This window comes from Paenibacillus sp. LT-B23 (assembly GCF_059417685.1).
The window spans coordinates 1-20,867 of sequence record NZ_JBSQBM010000003.1 but is presented as its reverse complement, the minus strand read 5'-3'; the positions used below and the strand labels follow the sequence as shown (position 1 = coordinate 20,867).

16 protein-coding genes and 1 tRNA gene are annotated in these 20,867 nt (G+C 45.5%); 5 read left to right on the top strand and 12 right to left on the bottom strand.

What is annotated here, in order from left to right; all coding sequences use genetic code 11:
• Positions 1-1,144 precede the first annotated feature (1,144 nt).
• From ACWXW9_RS04855 to ACWXW9_RS04840, 4 genes are read right to left on the bottom strand one after another with little or no spacing between them, the layout of a single operon-like run.
• A complete protein-coding gene (locus ACWXW9_RS04855; protein WP_494928537.1) occupies positions 1,145-1,633 on the bottom strand; it encodes a HEAT repeat domain-containing protein in 489 nt (162 codons plus the stop codon).
• A gap of 12 nt (positions 1,634-1,645) precedes the next feature.
• Positions 1,646-3,076, bottom strand: a complete 1,431-nt coding sequence (locus ACWXW9_RS04850) for an RHS repeat domain-containing protein (RefSeq protein WP_494928536.1) — start codon at positions 3,074-3,076, stop codon at positions 1,646-1,648.
• Complete coding sequence (locus tag ACWXW9_RS04845) at positions 2,994-6,605, bottom strand: DUF6531 domain-containing protein (RefSeq protein ID WP_494928535.1); 3,612 nt, start codon at positions 6,603-6,605, stop codon at positions 2,994-2,996. Before ACWXW9_RS04845 ends, ACWXW9_RS04850 begins: the two co-directional genes overlap by 83 nt.
• A gap of 14 nt (positions 6,606-6,619) precedes the next feature.
• Positions 6,620-9,814 (bottom strand): hypothetical protein, encoded by a 3,195-nt coding sequence (locus tag ACWXW9_RS04840; protein WP_494928534.1) that lies wholly within the window; start codon positions 9,812-9,814, stop codon positions 6,620-6,622.
• Positions 9,815-10,156: 342 nt separating this feature from the next.
• Between ACWXW9_RS04840 and ACWXW9_RS04835 the strand changes: the two genes are divergently transcribed.
• Complete coding sequence (locus ACWXW9_RS04835) at positions 10,157-10,741, top strand: helix-turn-helix domain-containing protein (RefSeq protein ID WP_013370447.1); 585 nt, start codon at positions 10,157-10,159, stop codon at positions 10,739-10,741.
• Positions 10,742-10,916: 175 nt separating this feature from the next.
• On the opposite strand, the gene ACWXW9_RS04830 is transcribed toward ACWXW9_RS04835, so the two are convergent.
• From ACWXW9_RS04830 to ACWXW9_RS04815, 4 genes are all read right to left on the bottom strand, one after another.
• On the bottom strand, positions 10,917-12,614 hold the full coding sequence (locus ACWXW9_RS04830; protein ID WP_494928533.1) for a ribulokinase: 1,698 nt from the start codon (positions 12,612-12,614) through the stop codon (positions 10,917-10,919).
• Positions 12,611-13,321 (bottom strand): L-ribulose-5-phosphate 4-epimerase, encoded by a 711-nt coding sequence (araD, locus tag ACWXW9_RS04825; RefSeq protein ID WP_404520660.1) that lies wholly within the window; start codon positions 13,319-13,321, stop codon positions 12,611-12,613. The genes ACWXW9_RS04830 and araD overlap by 4 nt, the downstream gene beginning before the upstream one ends.
• Positions 13,322-13,672: 351 nt before the next feature.
• The gene (locus ACWXW9_RS04820) at positions 13,673-14,770 is read right to left on the bottom strand and encodes a GntR family transcriptional regulator (RefSeq protein WP_494928532.1); all 1,098 of its coding nucleotides are present in this window, start codon (positions 14,768-14,770) and stop codon (positions 13,673-13,675) included.
• Between the two features lie 199 nt (positions 14,771-14,969).
• On the bottom strand, positions 14,970-16,121 hold the full coding sequence (locus ACWXW9_RS04815; RefSeq protein WP_494928531.1) for a sn-glycerol-1-phosphate dehydrogenase: 1,152 nt from the start codon (positions 16,119-16,121) through the stop codon (positions 14,970-14,972).
• Positions 16,122-16,289: 168 nt separating this feature from the next.
• Here ACWXW9_RS04815 and ACWXW9_RS04810 point away from each other — a divergent pair, with 168 nt between their 5' ends.
• Entirely contained in the window at positions 16,290-16,493 is a 204-nt protein-coding gene (locus tag ACWXW9_RS04810; protein ID WP_025685103.1) for a hypothetical protein, read from the top strand.
• Between the two features lie 273 nt (positions 16,494-16,766).
• Here the strand turns inward: ACWXW9_RS04810 and fabV are convergent, their stop codons facing one another.
• Positions 16,767-17,939: an enoyl-ACP reductase FabV gene (gene fabV / locus ACWXW9_RS04805; protein WP_494928530.1), complete on the bottom strand. Its 1,173-nt coding sequence runs from the start codon at positions 17,937-17,939 to the stop codon at positions 16,767-16,769.
• Between the two features lie 192 nt (positions 17,940-18,131).
• On the opposite strand from fabV, the gene ACWXW9_RS04800 reads away from it, so the two are divergent.
• Positions 18,132-18,422 carry a hypothetical protein gene (locus ACWXW9_RS04800; RefSeq protein ID WP_494928529.1) on the top strand — a complete coding sequence of 97 codons (291 nt, stop codon included), beginning with the start codon at positions 18,132-18,134 and terminating at the stop codon, positions 18,420-18,422.
• Complete coding sequence (locus ACWXW9_RS04795; RefSeq protein ID WP_494928800.1) at positions 18,397-18,498, top strand: CGNR zinc finger domain-containing protein; 102 nt, start codon at positions 18,397-18,399, stop codon at positions 18,496-18,498. Before ACWXW9_RS04800 ends, ACWXW9_RS04795 begins: the two co-directional genes overlap by 26 nt.
• Positions 18,499-18,626: 128 nt before the next feature.
• On the opposite strand, the gene ACWXW9_RS04790 is transcribed toward ACWXW9_RS04795, so the two are convergent.
• Positions 18,627-18,710: transfer RNA gene (locus ACWXW9_RS04790), tRNA-Leu, on the bottom strand.
• A 418-nt stretch (positions 18,711-19,128) separates the two neighbouring features.
• Here ACWXW9_RS04790 and ACWXW9_RS04785 point away from each other — a divergent pair.
• On the top strand, positions 19,129-19,566 hold the full coding sequence (locus ACWXW9_RS04785; RefSeq protein ID WP_494928528.1) for an N-acetyltransferase: 438 nt from the start codon (positions 19,129-19,131) through the stop codon (positions 19,564-19,566).
• Positions 19,567-19,662: 96 nt separating this feature from the next.
• On the opposite strand, the gene ACWXW9_RS04780 is transcribed toward ACWXW9_RS04785, so the two are convergent.
• Together ACWXW9_RS04780 and ACWXW9_RS04775 are read right to left on the bottom strand one after the other, a co-directional pair.
• Positions 19,663-20,166 (bottom strand): GNAT family N-acetyltransferase, encoded by a 504-nt coding sequence (locus ACWXW9_RS04780; protein WP_494928527.1) that lies wholly within the window; start codon positions 20,164-20,166, stop codon positions 19,663-19,665.
• A gap of 49 nt (positions 20,167-20,215) precedes the next feature.
• Positions 20,216-20,731: a hypothetical protein gene (locus ACWXW9_RS04775; RefSeq protein WP_494928799.1), complete on the bottom strand. Its 516-nt coding sequence runs from the start codon at positions 20,729-20,731 to the stop codon at positions 20,216-20,218.
• Between the last annotated feature and the right edge of the window lie 136 nt (positions 20,732-20,867).

Here is a 20,867-nt window from a genome sequence, read left to right as displayed (position 1 = left end):
AACCGATTGAATCGGAACGCCTTTCCTTCCCCCCTATATATATTAATAGATTACCAGAGTATAGTATGTAAATATAGTGAAACAATTCGACAACAATCTCGCAATCTCCCCGACCACCGAGATTACAAAGTTGTGAATAAATTGGCTGAGTTAAAATGCAAGCTATTAATAAATTCTTTTAGTTGAACTAGAGCTTATGAAACAAGCCTTTCATGAATTTTATACTCAGTATTAAGTGGCGATAACAGACCACTCCCCTTTACAGTCATACAATAATTATTGAATCAGCATTAAGACATTCTTCTGATAAGATAACTCCTTTTTTTCCCGAACCTGCTCTTATCTTCATAAAAGAAAGAGATTCCCTGGTCTTAATTCTCCTTATTGCTTCCAAATTGTAGAGAACTCCTTCACCATCAATTGCATTATACTCTGCAATTAAACGTGACTCTACAGCAATAGTTTTAAATATATTTAATTCAGCTTTATGGCTGTACCCATTGTACTCTTATACTTCCCTATTATGAAATTCCCATATTCAATTCATCTGCATAAAATAACCCAATGAGTCCAATGCAAATGAAAAACCTTGAAGGAATCTATCCCTCAAGGCGAATTTGGCTTTACTCTGAACCAAAAATCTCTACTCTTTCACAATGTATATCGAATTCCAATGTGCCTTTTTTGTAACTAGAGTACACGCCTATTTTTAATCCTTCTGAACCTGATAGAATAGTATACAATCTCCAATTACTTGAAAGTTTTGTATACTAATTAATAAACCTTCCACTATCAGGATCATACCATCTGGTACGCAGGTATTGCAGTTCCGTTGTATCGTCCATAATTCGCCTGATATCGGATCGTAGACTTTTTCTTCCTTGAACTCTTCATTGCCCCAATATCATATTGATATTGATTTCATAAAGCTCCAGATGAATCCCTGATTTCAATTATAACTCCGTGACCATTAGTAACAATCCGTTTCGAATTGTCATACGTAAAGGAATCTACTACACCATTTTTGAGAAAGCTCCATTTCGAGATAGAAAGAGACCACATGCAAATATTTCACATGTGGTCTCTACAAAGCATTTTATCTATAGGACTTCTAGTTATTCGCAAAAAGCTATCACGAAAAAAATCAGTTAAAAAGATGCAGAGAATCTAACAAAAAGGTGCGATTATTTCTATTTTTCTCATCAGCTATCTTATCTTTTATCAATTGTTTACATATCTCCTTTTGTGTACTAGAGAGATTATTAGCCACGCCACTTATCAATTGAAAAGAATGTCTGCTGACTTCAAAGTTATCATCAAGTAAATCTGTTATTGTAACAATATGGGGAACAATATCAAAAGATTCTAAAGCATACAATAACGTTCCTCTGCTCCCTTCTGTTTTTGGGTGTTTCAGTACATTGATAAGTGGCAAAATAGCTTCTTGATTCCTTATATCAGCTAATGCAATAGCGATTGCATTTCTTAATATTGGACTATCAGTTGATCCAAGATGCTTAATCAGTATAGATGTAAATTCATTATCTCTCTTTTCGCCCACTTCTTCTATCATCTTCACCGCTTCCATTAAATCCCCATTATTTATAACATTTTCTAAAAGTAATTTATTCACTTCGTCTCCACCTTATTTTACATTTGGCTTACCAATCGACATCCAGTATTCATATATTGCTTTAGCCTCTGCACTATCTTCGATATCATTACCACCATATTCTTTCTTGCCCGATCTGTGCCACCATTTTTGAAATTCTTTATCATTATAGCCATACCAATTATCACGGGTTGACTTTGCTCCCCCTCTAAATTTTTTTCCCTTTTTAGCAAATAACTGTAAATCCATCTTAAGCATATAAGTAGTAGTTTGCTCTACACTTTTTTTACCCAATGTCTTAACTGCAAGAGAGGCTGCAGCTTTATAAGACAAAGTAAATGTACCATCAAACAAATAGAATAATGGATCTTCTAGAAAAGGAACCTCATTTGCGCTACCTTTAAGTAATTCATTATACTGATCCTTATTCACAATAGGATAGTAAACCTTAGATAAATAGTTAGTTCGATTTACATAAGTTTGATATTTCAATCTAACAAAGTTAGCAGCATCATGTGCACTTTGCATTATAAGTGGATTTCCGTGAACAACTCCAAGTTGAAAAATAGCCTTATACTTATTAATTGAGGCGCTATCATTTGCACTATAGTTAGTACCTATTTCAGTATACATATGTCCACTAGGATCACTAAACCTCAAAGGATTATTCTTCACATACGCATACCAATTCAAGCTCTGCGGATCGCTCATCTCGCCCTGATACGTATCCTCGCCCATAAAACGCGCTGTGCCCGGATCGTACCAACGTGCGCGCAAATACTGGAGTCCAGTCGTATCATCCCAATACTCGCCAGCATAACGCAGCACGTTCGGAACAGTCTCTTTCGCCGTCTCCGGGCCGCCCCAAATGTCGTAGCTGTAGCTGTTCAGCTCCTTGCCCGAGCTATCACTCAGGCCCACTACATCCCCGTGGCCGTTCAGCTGATAATATTGCAACTGCCCATTTGCCTTATCCTGTCTCGCCCACAGTTGACCGGACAAGTCATATACGTAAGCATACGTGATCTTCGCCGTTCCACCTTCGACCTCAGCTTCCGCCATCAGCTTCGCTTCTTCGTCGTAGTAATACCGGGTCGTTTTGCCTCCCTCTGTACGCTCGTACAGCAGCCCGTCTCCGTTATAGCTGTATCCGACCTCTTTGCCCTCACCGCTCACATTTGTCAGACGACTGACGGAATCATAGCCATAACTGGCGTTCTCCATACCGAACACTTTGCCGCTGCCTTCCGCGCTTCGGTTTCCACTCGGATCGTAGCCGTAGGTCTTGTTCTTCTCACCTGCGGCTTCGCTGGCAATCCGGTTGGACGGGTCATATCCAAACTGGTCTGTGGTTCCGTTTTGTGTACGTCCGATGATGTTTTTATTGGCATCCCGCTTCATACCCAAATTGGTGCAATGCCGTACCGCCTTGCTCGACCGTAACCCCGGACAAATCCAGCCCATTATAGCTGAATCGCGTATTCAGTCCTCGGCTTGAAGACTGACCTTTCAGCAGCCCGTTAGGAGCATACTCAAACGTCATGCGATCCAGTGATCCGCCCGCAGCAGCACTCGCTCCTGCCACACTCTGTACGTTGGCTGCACCCGCTCCACTGCTAATGTCCATTTGAGTCACTCGGCCCAATCTGTCCAGTTTCGATTGAACTTGCATAGACGTTCCAGAAGCATCGGTCAGCACATAGCCTGTGCGAGACTGCTTGTTGTACTCATAGCTGATTTGCGTACCATCCGGGTACTTTAGTCCGGTCAACGATCCATTTGCTGGATCATAAGCATAAGAGGTCGTTCCCTGCCCATCTGCCATGCTGGTTCTGCGTCCCGCACGGTCATAGGTGTAATTGGTTTTAAAATCTGGTCCCGCTGCTTCGGTAACCAGCCCGTCCGTATTATATTGAAAGGTGATCGCTTCCGATTTTCCTGTCAGCATACGGGTGATATTTCCATCCGTATCGTAAATATTTAGCGTCGTTCCTCCACTGGATTTCTCAAGCAGCATGCGTCTGCCCAGCTCATCATACGAGTACAGATTCTTTTGCCCGTCAGGATACTGAACGGTCTTCAAATTTCCGGCCAGATCATACATATAGCTAACCTGCTGTCCGGATGGATCTGTGACCGAAGTCATTTGTCCCAGAGCATCGTAATCATAGGTCATACGTTGGCCGTTACCGTCCGTCCGGCTAGTGACCCTACCCGCATGATTGTAAGCTAAAGATTCCAGCGGCTGAAAGGATCCATTTGTAGCTTCTTGTGTGGAAGTCACACGACCTAAAGCATCCGATACTTCACGTACACGGTAGCCAGAGGCATCCGTCTGAGTCACGGTACGTTCCACCGCATGATACGCCACGGTATCTGTTGTTCCATCCGCATAGGTCGTCTTCACAGGCCGTCCAAAAGCATCGTAGGCGTAGTGAGTGGTTGCTTGTTCGGCATCCGTGCTTTCTACCATATCTCCATGATCATCATAACCATATCCGTAAATCGCATCCCCCACCTGCTGCTGGAGCATTTGTCCGAATGGATTATACATTCTTTCAGCGCTCACGCCATCCGGTCCGGTGACGGTGACATCGTTCGTATCATCCTTATACACCACAACGGTTTGAGTTCCATCCGGATAAGTAACCTTCGTTACACGCCCCAATGCGTCATACACATAGGACTCCGTTTTGCGCTTGGCATCGGTTTGGGACTTGATTTCTCCAGTTGGATAGTAGTCATACGTATACTCAACACCTTTAGGCAAAAGCTGCCTTGTCGCGAGCTGAGAACCATAGGATGATTTATAATCAATAGACACATCCGTATAGTTTCTATCGTCAATCAGAACTTTCTGACCGCTTACATTCCCTTTTGCATTGTAAAAAGTATAGCTGTGTGATAAAAGCTTGCCTTGCTCTGTACCTTCATAGTTTTTCAGTTCATACAATGTGCCCTCTGCTTTATAGGTTCGAACTGTCGTTCCGGTTTTTCCTTCACTTATTTTCCTAACCGTCTGAACAGGTTGTACCCAGAAAAAAGGCTCATTTGAGGCTTTATACGTATGAACCGTCTCCGACCCCGTACTTTGGGATATTTTCAAAGGGAGACCATATTCATTGTACTCATAGGAGGTCGTCACTGGTTCTGATGAAGAACCACCCTCCGTATAGGACTCTCGCATTTGCGCAGGCAAATTCCAGTCCATGGCGTCCTTATACGTGTAGTCTACATGATACCCGGTGGAATCTCCCTCTTGATCATAGCGGCTAAGAACCGATTTGTCGGGCGCATGCTCTCCTCTAAAGGTTTTAGCGAAATGGAAGGTTTCTGTTGTACGTGTTCCTGTAGCAACCACCGTCCATTCAGCGTTTTTGCCATAGCTGGTTAGATCTTCTCCCGAATAGGTGAAATCGGTTTTATTTAAAAAACGGTTACCTGCCGTTGTGCTGTACACATCTGCGCGTGAAATCACTTTAAACACGCCTTGTGTACCGTATACGCCTATCTGCTTGTTATAGGCTTCGTAACGAATGTCTGTCATGGACGAAGTCGATCGTGCAATTCTGGTAAGCAGCGCAGTTGCATTTTGCTGTAGGGCTCCCGTTTTCCCTTCACTATCTGCTACCAAATTAAACGGAGCATCCATGAAGGTATACGTATAGCTTGTGCTTCGTGACAGGGAATCCAGCACTTCCGTTAGCACCTTGCTGCTTCCCTCGCCACTTTGACGATAGGTGTACTGATGGTCCGTGCCCTGCTCTTTGACGACAAGCTGTCCGGCATTGTAAGTGAAGTCAAGCTCTCTGCCATCATTGTTTCGAATCGAACGAATGAGCTTAGCTCCACCAGAACTTGTATAATCCAATTCCACACGATTCTTATACGCATCCTGGATTAATATCAAATAACCATCCTGATCGAGATAAAAGTCGTTTCCATTCAGCTCTGATATTTTGTATTCACTTCGTATTCCCTGCACGCTTGCGCTTTGATCTGTACTGATCTTCAGATCTTTGTATGCATATCCTTCAAGCTTCAAATCATTTTTCAGTTCATAGGAGCCTGTTCCCGGCATGTACAAATGCCGTTTACCGTCCTGTTTCTGCATATGAGGAAGATCCCATTTCCAGCCTCGTCCCAGACTTGAAGCTGCTTCCTCCTCGCGGATGACACTTGTGTTTGTGTACACCCCCTCATTTTGCTGCACACCAATCTGGTTATTCGCCAATGAACTGTTATACACACGAGTCAGTGCAAAGGGCAATGACCCGGGCAGCACGAAGTCTGTATTTTGAACGATAAGCTGTCCAGAAGCGGTGGATACACTGTTGTCACCGTAATCCAGCCCATAACGCGAAGCATCATCATTTAACCTGCTTTGTGCAAGCGCCGCCTGATCAAAAGGAGCATACACATCTGTTGTAGCAGATACCTGTAACAAACTTTGTTTAAGTAAATCCTGCCCGATCAGACCGTTTTCTCCTGGAATCGGCGCATATACGGAATCATGTACACTGGGTACGGATGGTATACCTACCTCAGTCGTCTCAGGGACCAGCGATGGTTCCTCACCCTTATCCAGCGGTTTAGGATTCACCACTTCATCCTGAACGGGCTTTTCACCTGCCTTGAGTTCAGCCGACTCCTTGGACGGTTCCATCTTCGCTTTTGTGCTCAATTCAAGCCCATTTTGCTGTACCCACAAGGCAGGACTTTGTTCAGGTAATGAGTTTTCCCCACCATCTTTTTGCCATGCTTTATAAATATCATATAAAGTATAGCCTTTGGATAACTGTGCATTGACCCAAGCCTGATCCTTGCCTGTTTGCTGTGCAAGCCATGCTCTGGTAATAATCTGTGGAGTGGAAGACGAAGAAGCCTGAGAAGCCGCAGCCTCTCCTTTCCCTTCTTCTCCATATGCCCATGTACTCCATGGACCCAGCAACATTGCCACACATAATAGACTACAAATATAACGTTTAAACACATGCTCACCCCTATTTAATTTGTAAAAGGAAATACCTTTTTCAGCCGCATACTGACGTTTCCGTTTAAATCATAATGCAGCTCGATTTGATCTCCGGTGGAAAAAATAACTTTATTCAGTCGGTTCCCTTTGCCGTATTCATATGAAGTATCCTTGCCAAGCGCCATATGTGCTGCCTTAATTACGGTTTGTAATACGCCACTATTAGTTTCTGTCAGCTTCACATAAACGGTTTGTCCTGCCTTCATCTCATACTCTAAAACAGTGAAATTCCAACCATATATTTGCGCTTGCTCTGTTGAGGAGACAAGCTGATTCGAAAAATCAGGGTCGGTAAACAAGGTTACAATAGGCTGCTGCGCAGCTTCGTTAGATTTTTCCTTCACCGCAAAACGGTACATTCCGTCTTCTTTCGGCGTAAATCGATATTTCCCTTGCTGACCTGCCGTAAAGTCAGCTTCCTTTTCTATGAGTTCAATGAGCTCGTCCAGCTTGCTGTCATCGTTATTTTTCATAGCAAACAAACGATAAGGCGCTCCAAAGTTAACAGCAGGAGTAGCTGCTGCTACGGCAAGATGAATGTTTGCTTTACCTGGCACTTGCTGAAGATTATCTGTCGCCTCTTTATGTTCACGAATCACTTTTCCAGCCTGATCCGTAACGGTATACTGATACGTTCCACCAGCCGTCTTTGCATTCGTCAAGACAGGGGCTGCCTCGCTTCCGCGATTGATCCATACTTCCTGCTTTCCGCCGGACAAAGACGTTTTTAATAACGCCGGTTCTGTACCCGCTTCAGCCTTGATCTCATTTCCATAATTAAAAGTTACAGCCTGTGGTGAAGTCACAGTCACGACTAGCGTTTTTCCAGCCCCAAGTAAGATCATAGGCAACGAAACACTCATGCCTGCGTCATCCACCTTGGAATGAACACCGGTACCTTCTCCATATATGGCATAGTCATAGAGACGATTTTCGCTTGCAGCATTGGAGGTCAGCGTAGAAGTCTCTGTACCTGTATTCACGAATACGTAGCTCTCTCCTTGATTAACGGTTACCTGACCTGCTGGAGCTTGGGCATCATCCACGTCGAATATTCCTAATGGACCGCCAAACGTAACCGGTATATCCGATACAGAAGTAATCACCACGTAGCCGCCAGCCTGTACTAGAGGCAATTGCGTTGTATCCTTCACTTGAGTGAAAGTTCCGTCTGCACGGTAATTGGTATAGCTCCACTTCATACCGTTGGCAGAAATGACATCCAGGGCTTTGTCTATAGAACTTACATTAATAAATCTCCGACTTTCTCCACGTTTTAGCGTAATTCGATGGAATGCCGCCTGCCCGCTGAGTAAAGCCTCTACTTTACTGCTATAACTAAAGGTGATTGGCCGATCTGATACATTGGTGACAATTGCTTCACCGCCCGCGACAATCTCCGGGTCTACTATATTGTTGAAATGATCTGATGTAAGTAAACGAAGTCCTTGATAGCTTGCAGAATCAAAGCGTGCATTCCCGCTACTTTTATCACGCCGCAATGAGTTCGATTGGCTATCATGATTCCGGAAAACATACGAATCCCCCGGTTCCAAAGTCGTTTGGCCGATACCATTGTCATCTTCGCTGGCCTTAAAGCTCCGATAGATACCACCAAAGGTGATCGGCGTGTCACTGGTTACCGTCACGCTGGCCTTTTTGCCTGCACCAACCAGAAAGGTTGAGTTTCCAGTACTGCGTCTGGATTCCTCCATACCGTTCGCTTTATACAGGACCACATCAAATTTGCCCTTAACGGTTGGAGCGGTGCTGTGCAGATTCCTTAAATGATCACTGATATTCGTATAAGCATAACTTTCACCCTTCGATAAGGTTACGCGTAAAAAGGCAGGATCTTTGCTCGTTTCCCAGGAAAAATCGTCCGTATAATCAAATGTAATCGGTCCTGGGCCCATCACAGTCACAATGGCATAGCCTGAAGCTGGAATCATAGGACCAGCCTGGCTGTTAAAACCGTAGGAATTGACCGTTCCATCTGGCTTGTAAATAGCATAATCGAACAAATTTCCTGCCTTTCTGGAGTTGTTGTAGATCGGGTTCATCAGCGTGCCGTTATTATGGAAAATGTAGCTCTTGCCTGCCTCAAACTCGACACGGCTGATCGCATCCCCGCCCACAGGACGGGCGATAAAGTTACGGTAAGGTGCGCCGTATGTAACCGGATTGGCCGTAACTTGGGTAATAACCGCGTATTTGTCTACACCGACCTGCGGCTTGGCTGAAGTGCCAGTGCCACGCGAGGATTCCGTTCCATTGGACAGATACACAACATAGTCCAATTTATCCTTGGGTGTACCATCACTTTCAATTGAATCTAATCTGGTTCCAACATTAATAAACTGGTAGCTTTCTCCTTGGTTCAAGGAAACCCGTGCGTAAGCAGGTTCTCCGGTACTTTCTGTACTGTATTTTCCGTATGGTAAACCAAAGGTCACAGCATTTGAAGTGCCGCCTGTAACGATCAGTTCCTCTCCTTCAGCCAAAGAGGGATGAGCAATGCTGTTAAGGCCAGAGGCGGCTAAAGTTCCATCTGCCTTGTATTTGGCAAAATCAAAACGGCGATTGTCCTTACTTGAACCATCATGCTGAATCGAGCGGGCAGTCCATCCGTCATTTACGATCCGGTAACTCTCATTCTTAGAGACCGTAACACGTTCCAATGCCGGGCTCTCAGATGTGCTGTAGGTGAAGACATCCGTTATCTTTACGGTTAATGTTGTTGTCCCTGCATTCGTAATAAATGCTGTACCTCCCCCAGGAACACCAATGGGGCTTATGCCGTAATCCATATGGACAGTGCTGATATCTCCGTCCTCTTTGTAACTCACACTATCATACAGAATGCCTTTGGATTCGGACGCGTTACTGTATATGGATTTACTAATCGTATCTGTATTCTCAAATTCATACGTTTCCCCGGGATTAATAGGGATCGACGTATATTCCACTGTTGCAGCCAAGCTCATCATTAATGCGTTATAGACGCTGTTTGTCGCAGAAGCAGACGGGGTGAAAGAAACGGTTCCATCAGAAACCTCAAATTCCTCCTGTGCCGTATCCGCTTGATCCAGTTGCATTCCGTCCCTTAAATCTTGTTCCTCCGCTCCTGCCACACTAGGCAAGCACAGCAAAGTGTTTGCTGCCAAAAGTGCCGTCAGAAACCATATCATTATCTTTTTACAAAACATCTGACTGGATAACCTCCTCTTGTCATTCAGGATATAGTTGGGTACACTTGGAGTCCCCTATCCATTTCTCTCTCTTATAAACCTTACAATCATAAAAAAAGAACATATTCCCTCCGCTTCCATAAAAGTAGACACAATTCAATATATCGGCCCCTTAACTCCCCATTTTCATAGGTCAAATGGACCTTATTTTCCATAAACCGGTTAAGCCCATGGGATTAAAAGAAAATCAGGAGGGGAGTCACTTGCAAAGCCCCCTTCGGGTATAGTAGTATGTGGTTAAAAAAAATCGGAGGATATATGCCTAAACAACAAGATAAACATTCCATTCAGGCGTGGTCTCTGATCAATCGCAAATATTTGGGAAAAGGTGTGCGCGTCAAACGTTTTCGCAAGCCGACACGCTGTCAAGTGCGCAATCGTGTTCTGCTAGCCGTTTTGATGGCTAATGACATTAAACTGTCTCAGCTTGCCGAGGAGCTTTCCATTTCCTCACGTAGCGTCAGCGCGTGGGTATATGAGGGCCGTATTCCCGGCAACACTAATCTGGAAAAAACGTGTAACACACTTGGGTATCCACACCATATTCTGTTTAATGAAGAGGTTGTCCGGCGTTCACCGCTCATCTGTCAGCCATCACCGTCCCGTTTTATGAAACGGACTGTGACTCGTTCCCCGGTCAAAAACCGGATTTTGGCGGGTCTATGTATGGTCCATGATATTTCGGTGACCGATGTCAGTCATTGGATTGGCGTTCATCCCGGCACATTCCGAAAATGGTTGCACCAGGGTACCGTTCCTTCTCAAACCTTCCAGGATCAGGCGGAACAGTTTTTCCGTATTCCGAAGTCCATTTTGTTTGCTGATGCCATGCTGAAAAAGTGAGAATGTCCGTTAAAACTAAACTTTTGTACTTTACCTGAAAGTCTATGAAAGGAACGCATTACCATCTTTCATTTCATAAGACTTTCGCTTGCTGCAAATCACGGAATATAAGAACAAAGAAAGCACAGTCTGCCGTTTTCTCGGCACACTGTGCTTTTTTAGATATCTTATCTCTTTAAGAATGAGTACTTGCCGCTTGTGTAGAACGTCCGGCTTCTTCCTTAATCGCCTTCAGCTTCTTCATCACCGGATTGCCTCCACGTCCAAAGTAGTCGTGAAGACGGCTGTATTCCTCGTACAGCTTATCATAGACGGCCGCGTTCTCTGGGATCGGTTTGAAGCTCTCGTCCCGTACACGAGCCATATGGCGCGCTGCTTCGACGATATCGTCATACCCTCCGGCCTCTGCTCCCGCAGCCACTGCCGCGAACATCGCTGCGCCCAGGGCAGGAGTTTGAGTAGAAGCCGCCACTTTGATCTCCCGTCCGGTTACATCGGCATAAATTTGCATCAAGAGACGGTTTTTCTGCGGCAATCCACCGCATGCGTACAATACATCTACCGGCACGCCGTTGTGATGGAACGCATCGACGATTTTACGTGTACCGAACGCTGTGGCTTCCAGCAATGTACGATACACTTCCTCCGGCTTCGTCAGCAGCGTATAGCCGACCATAAGACCCGTCAGGTTCGTATCTACCAGCACAGAACGGTTGCCGTTCCACCAATCCAGCGCAAGCAATCCGGTTTCGCCCGGTTTGTACGCTGCCGCTTTGCGCTCCAGCCACACATGGACGTTCACGCCTTCTGCCGCAGCCTGCTCCTTCACCTCACCGGGAACCGCATGCTCAACGAACCATGCGAAAATATCTCCTACCGCCGACTGACCAGCCTCATAGCCGTAATAGCCCGGGATAATTCCGTTTTCTACAACACCGCACATGCCTTCGACTTCTTTTTCTTCCTCACCGAGCAGCATATGACAAATAGAAGTTCCCATCGCCATGACCAGCTTGCCTGGTGTGACGACACCTACCGCCGGAACAGCCGCATGTGCATCCACGTTACCTACTGCTACCGCAGTTCCCGGATTCAGCCCGAGCTTTGCAGCCATGTCCTCTGTTAATCCACCTGCACGGCTACCCAAGTCATAAACTTCACCACGCAGCTTCGTATCTGTCAGATTTTCCAGACGAGGATCGAGCGCTTTGAAAAACTCGCGGTCCGGATAACCGTCACGATGATGGTAAATGGACTTGTAACCCGCTGTACATTGATTACGTTTCAGTTCTCCACTAAGCTGGGAAATAACCCAGTCGGTCGCTTCTACAAAGCGATCTGTCTGATCATAAATATCCGGCGCCTCGTTCAGAATTTGCCAAATTTTTGCGATCATCCATTCGGATGAAATTTTACCACCATAACGGGGCTGAAATGCCTCTCCACGCTGTGATGCAATTTCGTTCAGACGATCCGCTTCATCCTGCGCTGCATGGTGCTTCCACAGTTTTACCCAGCTATGCGGGCTATCCTTCAGGTTCTCATCAAAACACAATGGTTGTCCTTGCGCGTCGATCGGCAGCATCGTACATGCCGTAAAATCAATTCCGATCCCGATGATGTCATCTGGAGAAATTCCCGTCTCCTTCATGACAGCAGGTACAGAAGTCGTCAGCACTTCAATATAGTCAGCCGGATGCTCCAGCGCCCAGTCCATTTCCAGCTTGCGTCCGCTGCCAGGCAGCACTTCATCAATAACCCCATGGCGATAAGGTGTTACGTGTGTAGCAATTTCAGCTCCGTTAGAGAGGTCAACAATGACCGCACGCCCGGACTCTGTTCCATAATCGACACCAATGGTATACTTGCTCATTTGTGTGTCTCCTCCTTTTTCGTTTGACCGTAGTAAGCGTTCGCTCCATGCTTGCGCAGAAAATGCTTATCCAAAAGCGCCTGATCCATAGAGGTTAATTCCGGGTTCAACGCGAAGGAACGGTACGCCATCTTGGCTACTTCCTCCAGCACCACCGCATTATGAACAGCATCATCAGCATTTTTCCCCCAGGCGAACGGTGCATGCTGATTAACGAGTACACCTGGAATGTCCGCCGGACTAATATCTTGAAACGTCTCAATGATCACATGTCCCGTCTCCAGCTCATACTCTCCGGCAATTTCCTCTGAAGTCATCGCACGAGTACACGGAATCGTTCCATAAAAATAATCACCCTGTGTTGTCCCTAATGCCGGAATCGCGCGTCCTGCCTGCGCCCAGCTTGTGGCCCAAGAGGAATGCGTGTGTACAATACCGCCGATTTGTGGAAAAGCACGGTACAGCGCCAGATGTGTAGGTGTATCCGATGAAGGACGAAGGTCCCCCTCAACAATATCGCCTTGCAAATTGAGTACGACCAATTGCTCTGCTTTCAGCTCCTCGTAGGCCACACCACTTGGCTTAATTACAACCAGCCCCTGCTCACGGTCGATACCGCTTACATTTCCCCACGTAAAAGTAACCAGACCGTGCTTGGGAAGAGCCAAATTAGCCTCCCATACTTCCTGTTTCAATTGTTCTAACATGTATAAAACACTCCTTTTACTATCATTTCTGAAATCTGCAATGGAAGTGCTAAACCCAGCTTCAAATGGAAAACTACAGCGGATCATCATGACCCCATATCCTTGGTTCCGCTTTCATTATACACTTGTACGTACAACTTAGCCAGTGTTTTTTTATCCGTTTTTTCGTCACGTAGCTGTTTATATTTTCAGAAAAAACATAGCAAAAACAGCCTATTTTCTGCAATCCAGAAAACAGGCTGTCCTGTACGGCGAGTGAGCACGCCAATATGCTATTAGGTGTTAGAACTACATTCTTTCCAACTTGTCCTTACATGTGTCTTAATAAAACTCGCCCATACTTATAGGCTCCTATATATCACTGGCAATAGGCCCCGTAGATTCACGGATAATCAGCTCAGGCGGAATAATCCACTGACGATCCTCTTCGCGAAAGCCCTTTTCTTCGATCATCGACAGTATCGTATCAGCAGCACGAAGTCCCAGCTCCTCTTTCGGATGTCGGATTGTAGTTAGCTTGATTTCCGTTGCCGTTGCCAAAAAAGAGTCATCAAACCCGACCAGCGACAAATCATCCGGAATGCTCAGACCCGCCGAACGCACAATGTCCAACAAACGCACAGCCAGCTCATCATTATAGGTTACCCATCCGGTAGGACGCTCTCCCGGCTCCATACTCAGCAGCACAGACGCACGCTGTAACGGAACCTCATTTTTTTCTTCTGTCCGGTAGGTGGTCACTGCATTCGGATGCAACGTAACCCCATATTTGCGGTGGGCGGCTACAAATCCCTTCATACGTAGAATTCCCTGCATATCATCTGTTTTGAAAAACCCGGCTAACCGCCGATGTCCCAACTTAATCAGATGCTCAGCCGCTAAAAATCCACCCTTCTCATCATCTACACGCAGACATGGCGCATCCATTTCCTCATACCGGGCATTGATCATTAAATAAGGAATTTGGCGATTTTCCAAGGTCAGGTAATAATTCAAATTGGGATTGCGTTCCCCACTTTTCGTCGGCTCAATAATAATCCCGCTTAAGGGCTGACTTAACAGCATTTCCAAACACTGCCGTTCCTGCTCGGGGTCATTGCCTGTACTTGAGAGCAGCAGCTTATAGCCCTGACGACTTAATTTGGTTTCAATTCCCTGCACAATCGAGGGAAAAATATAATCGGATATATAGGTCGTAACGACCCCGATGGTCCGTGGGTCCTCGGGCTGCTTGCTGTCCCGTGTGGCAACAAAGGTTCCCTTGCCCTGCATGCGAAAAAGCCAACCTTCCTGTACCAGCTCGCCTAACGCCTGACGCACGGTTTGCCGACTAACCGCAAATTGCTCAGACATTTCATGTTCAGATGGAAGCTGGCTTTGAGGCTCCAGCCTGGATGAATGAATCCATGATAAAATTTCCTGTTTAACTTGTATATATTTGGGCGCCATAATTTCCTCCGTCACTTGCAATATCGTGTACCCTTTTGTATTTCACGATTATAGCATATCGTTCATTTGTACATACAAATCTCACAGGAGCAGGATATCGTTGTATAGCTACCGGAGGCGTAAACCCATTCGCTAATCCCTTCCATGTTACAAGTGCTTGGCTAATCCCGTCTAAATACCGCTTGTGCAGATGTACATATTATGAACGAATCAATTGATGATCGTTCATATACTTGAGCCCTGTATAGCGATTACGCAGGGTATGAGCTGTGCGGAGTGCGCGTGCAAGCTGTTCCTCGGTAACGCCCAGCTCGGCAATCGCGGACGGGCCACCTACCTGAGCCAGCCATGCACGCATCTGCTCCGACGTTGGCAAGGTTCGGTATACCTTAAATGCATCCACATCTTGGCTAGCAGCCAGATCCCTGTACAAGTCCGCCAGTAAAGCAGAAGCTACGCCCACTTTGGCACCATGCAAAATTTGCTTGCGTCCCTCTGCAATAAAATCCATTTCAATTCGGTGAGAAATGTGGTGCTCTCCACCCGATGCCGGACGGGAATGATCAATCATCAGCATGGAAATGCCGGATGCGATCAGCGCGTTCATCAGCACTTCGACACCTGCCTGACTACCCGCTGCAATCTCATCAACATGCTCTACACAGGCTTGCAGCGCTTCCTCCGTGATTCGATTAGCCAGGGGCGAATAGGGTTCGTCTCCCAAATCCCTGGACACATGCCAATCGGCTAATGAGGTGAATTTGCCGAGCATATCGCCAAAGCCTGCGGCTGTCATCGCTTGTGGCGCATTCGCCAGTACGGACAGGTCAGCAAAGATCGCTTCAGGTGGAACTGCCTGGAATGTCTGCTTGCTGCCGCCCACAATCAACGGCGCGCCTGCCGATGTGAATCCATCCACAGAAGCGGCCGTCGGCACCGACAGGAACGGACGATTCATTTTATAGCATGCGAAGCGAACCAGATCATGAATAGTGCCGGAGCCTACGGCCAGTACAGCCTGACTCTCATCTGCCACGCCCAACAACACCTTTACGATATAGCCCTCATCTGCAATCACATCCCCCACAGCATTGGGAGGCAGCCGGACCACATCGACCACCAAATCTGCGTCACGTATGAGTTGTGCCACCTTTTCCCCTGCCGCCGCAGAAGTATGTTCATCCTCTACCAGCGTCACATGACGGTAATTCCGTTGCTTCAGATAGGGGACGACGGCATTAAGCGCCCCATCACGCACCTCAATAAACAATTCGACCTTTCGGTAAGGATGATCGGCGTTGTTTGCCTGTGCCTCTTCGTTCCACTGCTTGATCTGCTCATTCATATTCATTTCATCTACCTCCTGAAAAGGAATAATTTGCACAAGAATGATCCATAATGATAACAAGATTGCCTTTGAAAACGATTTCTATTTAATTGTACGCACAAGTTCCTGTCCAAGTCCAGATAAAAAGTACAAGTTGCTTTTCAAATCCTGATTCCGAAAGGAAACATACTTATGAAATTCAGAACAGACATCGCTTGCGCACTCGGTTTACTGGCAGGCACAACCTTTGGCAGTGGTATTGCTTTTTTATTCGGCTGGCAAGCCTATCAGGCTTTGACCTCCGTATCTGTCTTCGGCGTTGCCGGGATCATGATTACCATCGCTGTTTTTCGTCTGCTTCATTACAAATCGGTATCTACGTCAGATCCCCAATAGTTTCAACTGCTGAAACAAGAACACTATATAAGTCGAACTTAAAAGTTACCTTAGTGCCACTTCGCAGACGGATGGTGCTTCGCTTGTACAGCACCATTCCGCCTACTCCGTTTCCCATGTACCTTTTTTAGTTCAGCTTATATACATTTGCCTAACATATGAGGAATTTTGCAAAATCCTGATATAAAAAAACGGGCACCACAAGCCATTTATTTCGCTTGTAAGTGCCCGTTTTTATTATGTTTGCCGTACAATTCGCAATCCGCCACGATGCTACTGAATATCTGGATTTACGTCCAAATCATAATCAATTTCATCAAACCCGAATCCAAATAATTGAAGGAAGTCCAGACGATATTGTTCGAGGTCGCCCCGTTCAGACACGTTTTCTGTAGTAATCCCGGACCAAGCCTCTTGGACAGCCTGCTGCACATCGGCTCTCATTTCCCAGTTGTCCAGACGAATGCGCCCTTCCTCATCGGTTTCCACTGTCGCTTCACTATATAGCTTCCCGAACAGACGCTGTGCTTGCTCGATGCAGCCCTCATGCAAGCCCTTTTCCTTCATAACCTTAAACAGCAAAGAAATATACAGAGGCACGACTGGAATAGCGGAGCTGGACTGTGTAACCAAAGCTTTATTTACAGAAACGTAGGCTTTTCCAGCATAACGCTCCAGTTGCTTCGTTAAGGTATGAGCAGTGGCCTCCAAATCATTTTTGGCTTTGCCAATGGTTCCTTTACGGTAAATAGCCTCCGTGATTTCTGGGCCAATATATGAGTAAGCCAGTGTGGTTACCCCTTCCGCCAGCAGATCAGCTTCTTCCAGCGCTTTTAGCCATAAGGACCAATCTTCGCCCCCCATTACTGTTATCGTATTTTCAATTTCCTCTTCCGTAGCCGGCTCCAGCGTAATCTCCGATACGACACCTGTATTGGTATTCACCGTTTTATCAGAAAAAGGCTGCCCGATGGGCTTGAGAACGGAGTTGAAGGTTTCACCCGTATCGGGATGCGTCCGTCGTGGTGAGGCGACACTATACACAATCAGATCTACCTTGCCCAGCTTTTCCTTAACCAGCTTCAACGTCTCCTGCTTGATTTCATGGGAAAAAGCGTCTCCATTAATGCTTTCTGCTATGTAGCCCGCTGCTCTAGCCGATTTCTCAAAGGCTATAGTGTTGTACCATCCAGCCGAGGCTGTGCGTCCTTCTGAAGCGGGGCGTTCATAGGATACACCTATGGTATCAGCTCCCATACCAAAGCTGGCAGCAATGCGGGAAGCCAGTCCATAGCCGGTGGAAGCACCGATCACAAGCACCTTTTTGGCTCCTTGTATTGACGGACTTTCTTTGATATAGTCGATTTGACGATTGACATGAGCCGCACATCCTCCTGGATGCGCAGTAGTACAGATAAAGCCACGGATTTTCGGTTTAATAATCATTGCAAGGGCCCCCTACTTTGGCATTCATTTAATATAGATGGAATGGTTGTCCAAGTCATAACTATATAGCAAATCAGCTTGAGGCTCAACCTTTTACGGGCGTAATACAGCAGTCAACATCTCTTTGGTGACCTATTGCAAAGTTATGGAGTGTTATGCGATGAAACGGTAGCTCGGAAGGAGCTAACAGCCGTGCGTGCTTACCGCGACAGCCTGCGTGATTTGATTATGAATGGAAGTGATGAGCAACTGGGAGAATTTCTTACGAAGTTTGAATTACGGTCCCCCCTCCGCCCACGATTAAATGCACAGGGAGACGGCAACTTTCGTTATGTGTACAATCCACCTGATAAAAACACAGGCAGCTTGGCCGACCGTATTCTAGCGGTCTGTTCACATACGCTCGGAAGAGAGCTGGCCCTGTACGGAAGACCAAGACTTAAAGTCTGCGTTTCAGATCCAAATATTTTCCGATCATTCTAAAAACGGACTACAGCGGTTTTGTAGCAAACGGTGCTCCACCCGTTATCATGTCAAGAAACACCGAGAATCACGATGAAATACACGCTCAGGTAAATGACTAATGCTACGCTCATCCCTTTGATATTGCTACCAGCGCTGTAGATAACATAAAAAAGGTTCATCATTGCTACAATGAGCAATGATGAACCTTTTTTATGTTAATGATGCGGTCGAGAGGACTCGAACCTCCACGGGGGTTAGCCCACACGGACCTGAACCGTGCGCGTCTGCCAATTCCGCCACGACCGCATAGTATGTAATCATGCCGATGGTTTATCTATGTAACAGGTCCATAAATAATGCCTAGTACATATAATCACCGTAATTAAGATTATATCGCCCATAGAGAATAAAAGCAAGCCATTTTTACGTTATATTTTCCATATATAATTCCACAAAACATGTGAAAACGACTGGATTTCTCTTACCATATATGGTAATATAGGCGCATCAGGAAAGGAGGTGCGTCAACATTAGTAATCAGATGTTGAACGTGTCCCTTACCCGGTCCGCCATTCTCTAATTCTCAGAGATGACGGAGGCGCGGGATACGGATCAATGCTTTAAATAAGCGCTACGGGTAGAAAGACCGTCTACGGACGGTCTTTTTTATGTTAAACACCACACTATCGTAACCAAATTACATACTGGGAAAAGAGGTCATTCTATGTCTATTCGACCGGGGAATGTGGAAGAGTTTAAAGATTTAGCATCTATATGGCTGGAAGCTTCCATAGAGGCCCATCATTTTATTGATCCACAATATTGGACATCACAGGTTGACGAAATGGAAGACAAATACCTTCCACTAGCTCAACACTACGTTATTATACAGGACGATCACACTATTGGTGGCTTTGTTTCTATGATAGATGAATATTTGGCGGCCTTGTTTATACGAGTAGATTCCCAACGAAAAGGGTATGGCAAGTTACTATTAGATTGGATTAAGAAGCAACATGATCAGATCCAATTGAAAGTATACCAGTCCAACACGAAGGCATTTAACTTTTATACCAAAAATGGATTTATCATTCAAGAGGAATCCGTTGATCCAGAAACCCGTGAAAAGGAATTTGTAATGGTTTGGACAAAGCATAAGTAACATTATCTCAATGAGGCCAAAGGCTCTGCTCCCTTAAAAATTCGGTAAAAGCAGAGCCTTTTATATTTTACCTACACCAATATATATGTTCTCTCATTACAGCCCGTAAACCTCAGTATATAAAATTTGTCTAAACGGCGCAAAATCCTGCTCTGTTAGCGCATACGGATAGCTCATAATTTGAAGCCTCAGATCGGCCTGCCCTTCCCTCAAAGGAGGCTGTACATACTCAAAATCGTTGAGATGGAATCCCAAGCGTTCATAAAAACCAATTCTTCTCCGAGTCCATTCATCCACTGGTGGCTCAACCTCCAGTACTACCAGTTTATCGGATTGCGAAATAAATCTGCTCATGAGCTTTTTGCCTAACCCGCCACCACGTATAGCCGGGTTTACCGCAATATGCTCTACAAACCGAAAATATGTAAATTCCCAGCCTGCCAGAAAAGCGATTGTATGCCCTTGCTCATTCTTTTCAGTGATTATGCGATAAGAAGGATGAGTAAGCAGAGCCTTCTGCGACGCAAAAGTTCTGCATTCCGTTTCAGGAAAAGAAGCTTCCATAATCGCATACACTTGGGAAAATTCAAGTTCGTTCATTTTATATGTTCAACTCCTTTTATTCTGATTTCCCTTTTCAACTGACATTTTAGATCTTGTACAATTCCGTAAGCGTCAGCAAAATATGCTCCAACAGCTCCGGGATATCCTCCATCTGATCTTCATTAATTTGTCTGGAAAATTGAAGCTCAATCTTGTTTTGGTACGTAGTTGCCTTCTCCCCGTGAACAAAGCTGAGCGTTTGGACCGGCCTAAGATCCGGCTTCCAAATCTGCATCAATATATCTTCAATCTGGCTGCATTGTGTTTCAACCTTACGAACCTCCATATAGAAGCTGAGCAGAAGTACACATCCGGGGACTTGATCTTCAATCTCCAAAATTTCCGCAGCCAAGTTGTTTAAATCTGCCTTTAAGCGAATTTCCGCCGTCACACTGGGTCGTTTCGTCAGCCTGAACTGTATAGCGAATTCACGCGACATCACAGACATTTCCAATCGGTCGATCCGTTGCGTGATTTCAATGCGTGAATCCAGATTATCCAGATCATATACTGCATTTTCCATAGCTACTTTTAAATTATCAAAAACCGTCGGGTCGAACATGTTCATTTCACCTCTGCCTGTCATTCCATATGATTCATCCATTTAACATTTCAATAGGTTTCCAATCCAATGAGTATATCATAAATGTTTGCAGTCAAGAAATTCACCGATTTTCCAGCAAAAAAAGTTTTCTAAC

What these genes read in the sequence shown, in the direction of transcription:
- ACWXW9_RS04850 (WP_494928536.1), bottom strand. Translation starts at nt 3,076, where the DNA reads ATGGGCTGGATTTGTCCGGGGTTACGGTCGAGCAAGGCGGTACGGCAT.
- ACWXW9_RS04835 (WP_013370447.1), top strand. Translation starts at nt 10,157, where the DNA reads ATGCCTAAACAACAAGATAAACATTCCATTCAGGCGTGGTCTCTGATC.
- ACWXW9_RS04830 (WP_494928533.1), bottom strand. Translation starts at nt 12,614, where the DNA reads ATGAGCAAGTATACCATTGGTGTCGATTATGGAACAGAGTCCGGGCGT.
- araD (WP_404520660.1), bottom strand. Translation starts at nt 13,321, where the DNA reads ATGTTAGAACAATTGAAACAGGAAGTATGGGAGGCTAATTTGGCTCTT.
- ACWXW9_RS04820 (WP_494928532.1), bottom strand. Translation starts at nt 14,770, where the DNA reads ATGGCGCCCAAATATATACAAGTTAAACAGGAAATTTTATCATGGATT.
- ACWXW9_RS04815 (WP_494928531.1), bottom strand. Translation starts at nt 16,121, where the DNA reads ATGAATATGAATGAGCAGATCAAGCAGTGGAACGAAGAGGCACAGGCA.
- ACWXW9_RS04810 (WP_025685103.1), top strand. Translation starts at nt 16,290, where the DNA reads ATGAAATTCAGAACAGACATCGCTTGCGCACTCGGTTTACTGGCAGGC.
- fabV (WP_494928530.1), bottom strand. Translation starts at nt 17,939, where the DNA reads ATGATTATTAAACCGAAAATCCGTGGCTTTATCTGTACTACTGCGCAT.
- ACWXW9_RS04785 (WP_494928528.1), top strand. Translation starts at nt 19,129, where the DNA reads ATGTCTATTCGACCGGGGAATGTGGAAGAGTTTAAAGATTTAGCATCT.
- ACWXW9_RS04780 (WP_494928527.1), bottom strand. Translation starts at nt 20,166, where the DNA reads ATGAACGAACTTGAATTTTCCCAAGTGTATGCGATTATGGAAGCTTCT.
- ACWXW9_RS04775 (WP_494928799.1), bottom strand. Translation starts at nt 20,731, where the DNA reads ATGTTCGACCCGACGGTTTTTGATAATTTAAAAGTAGCTATGGAAAAT.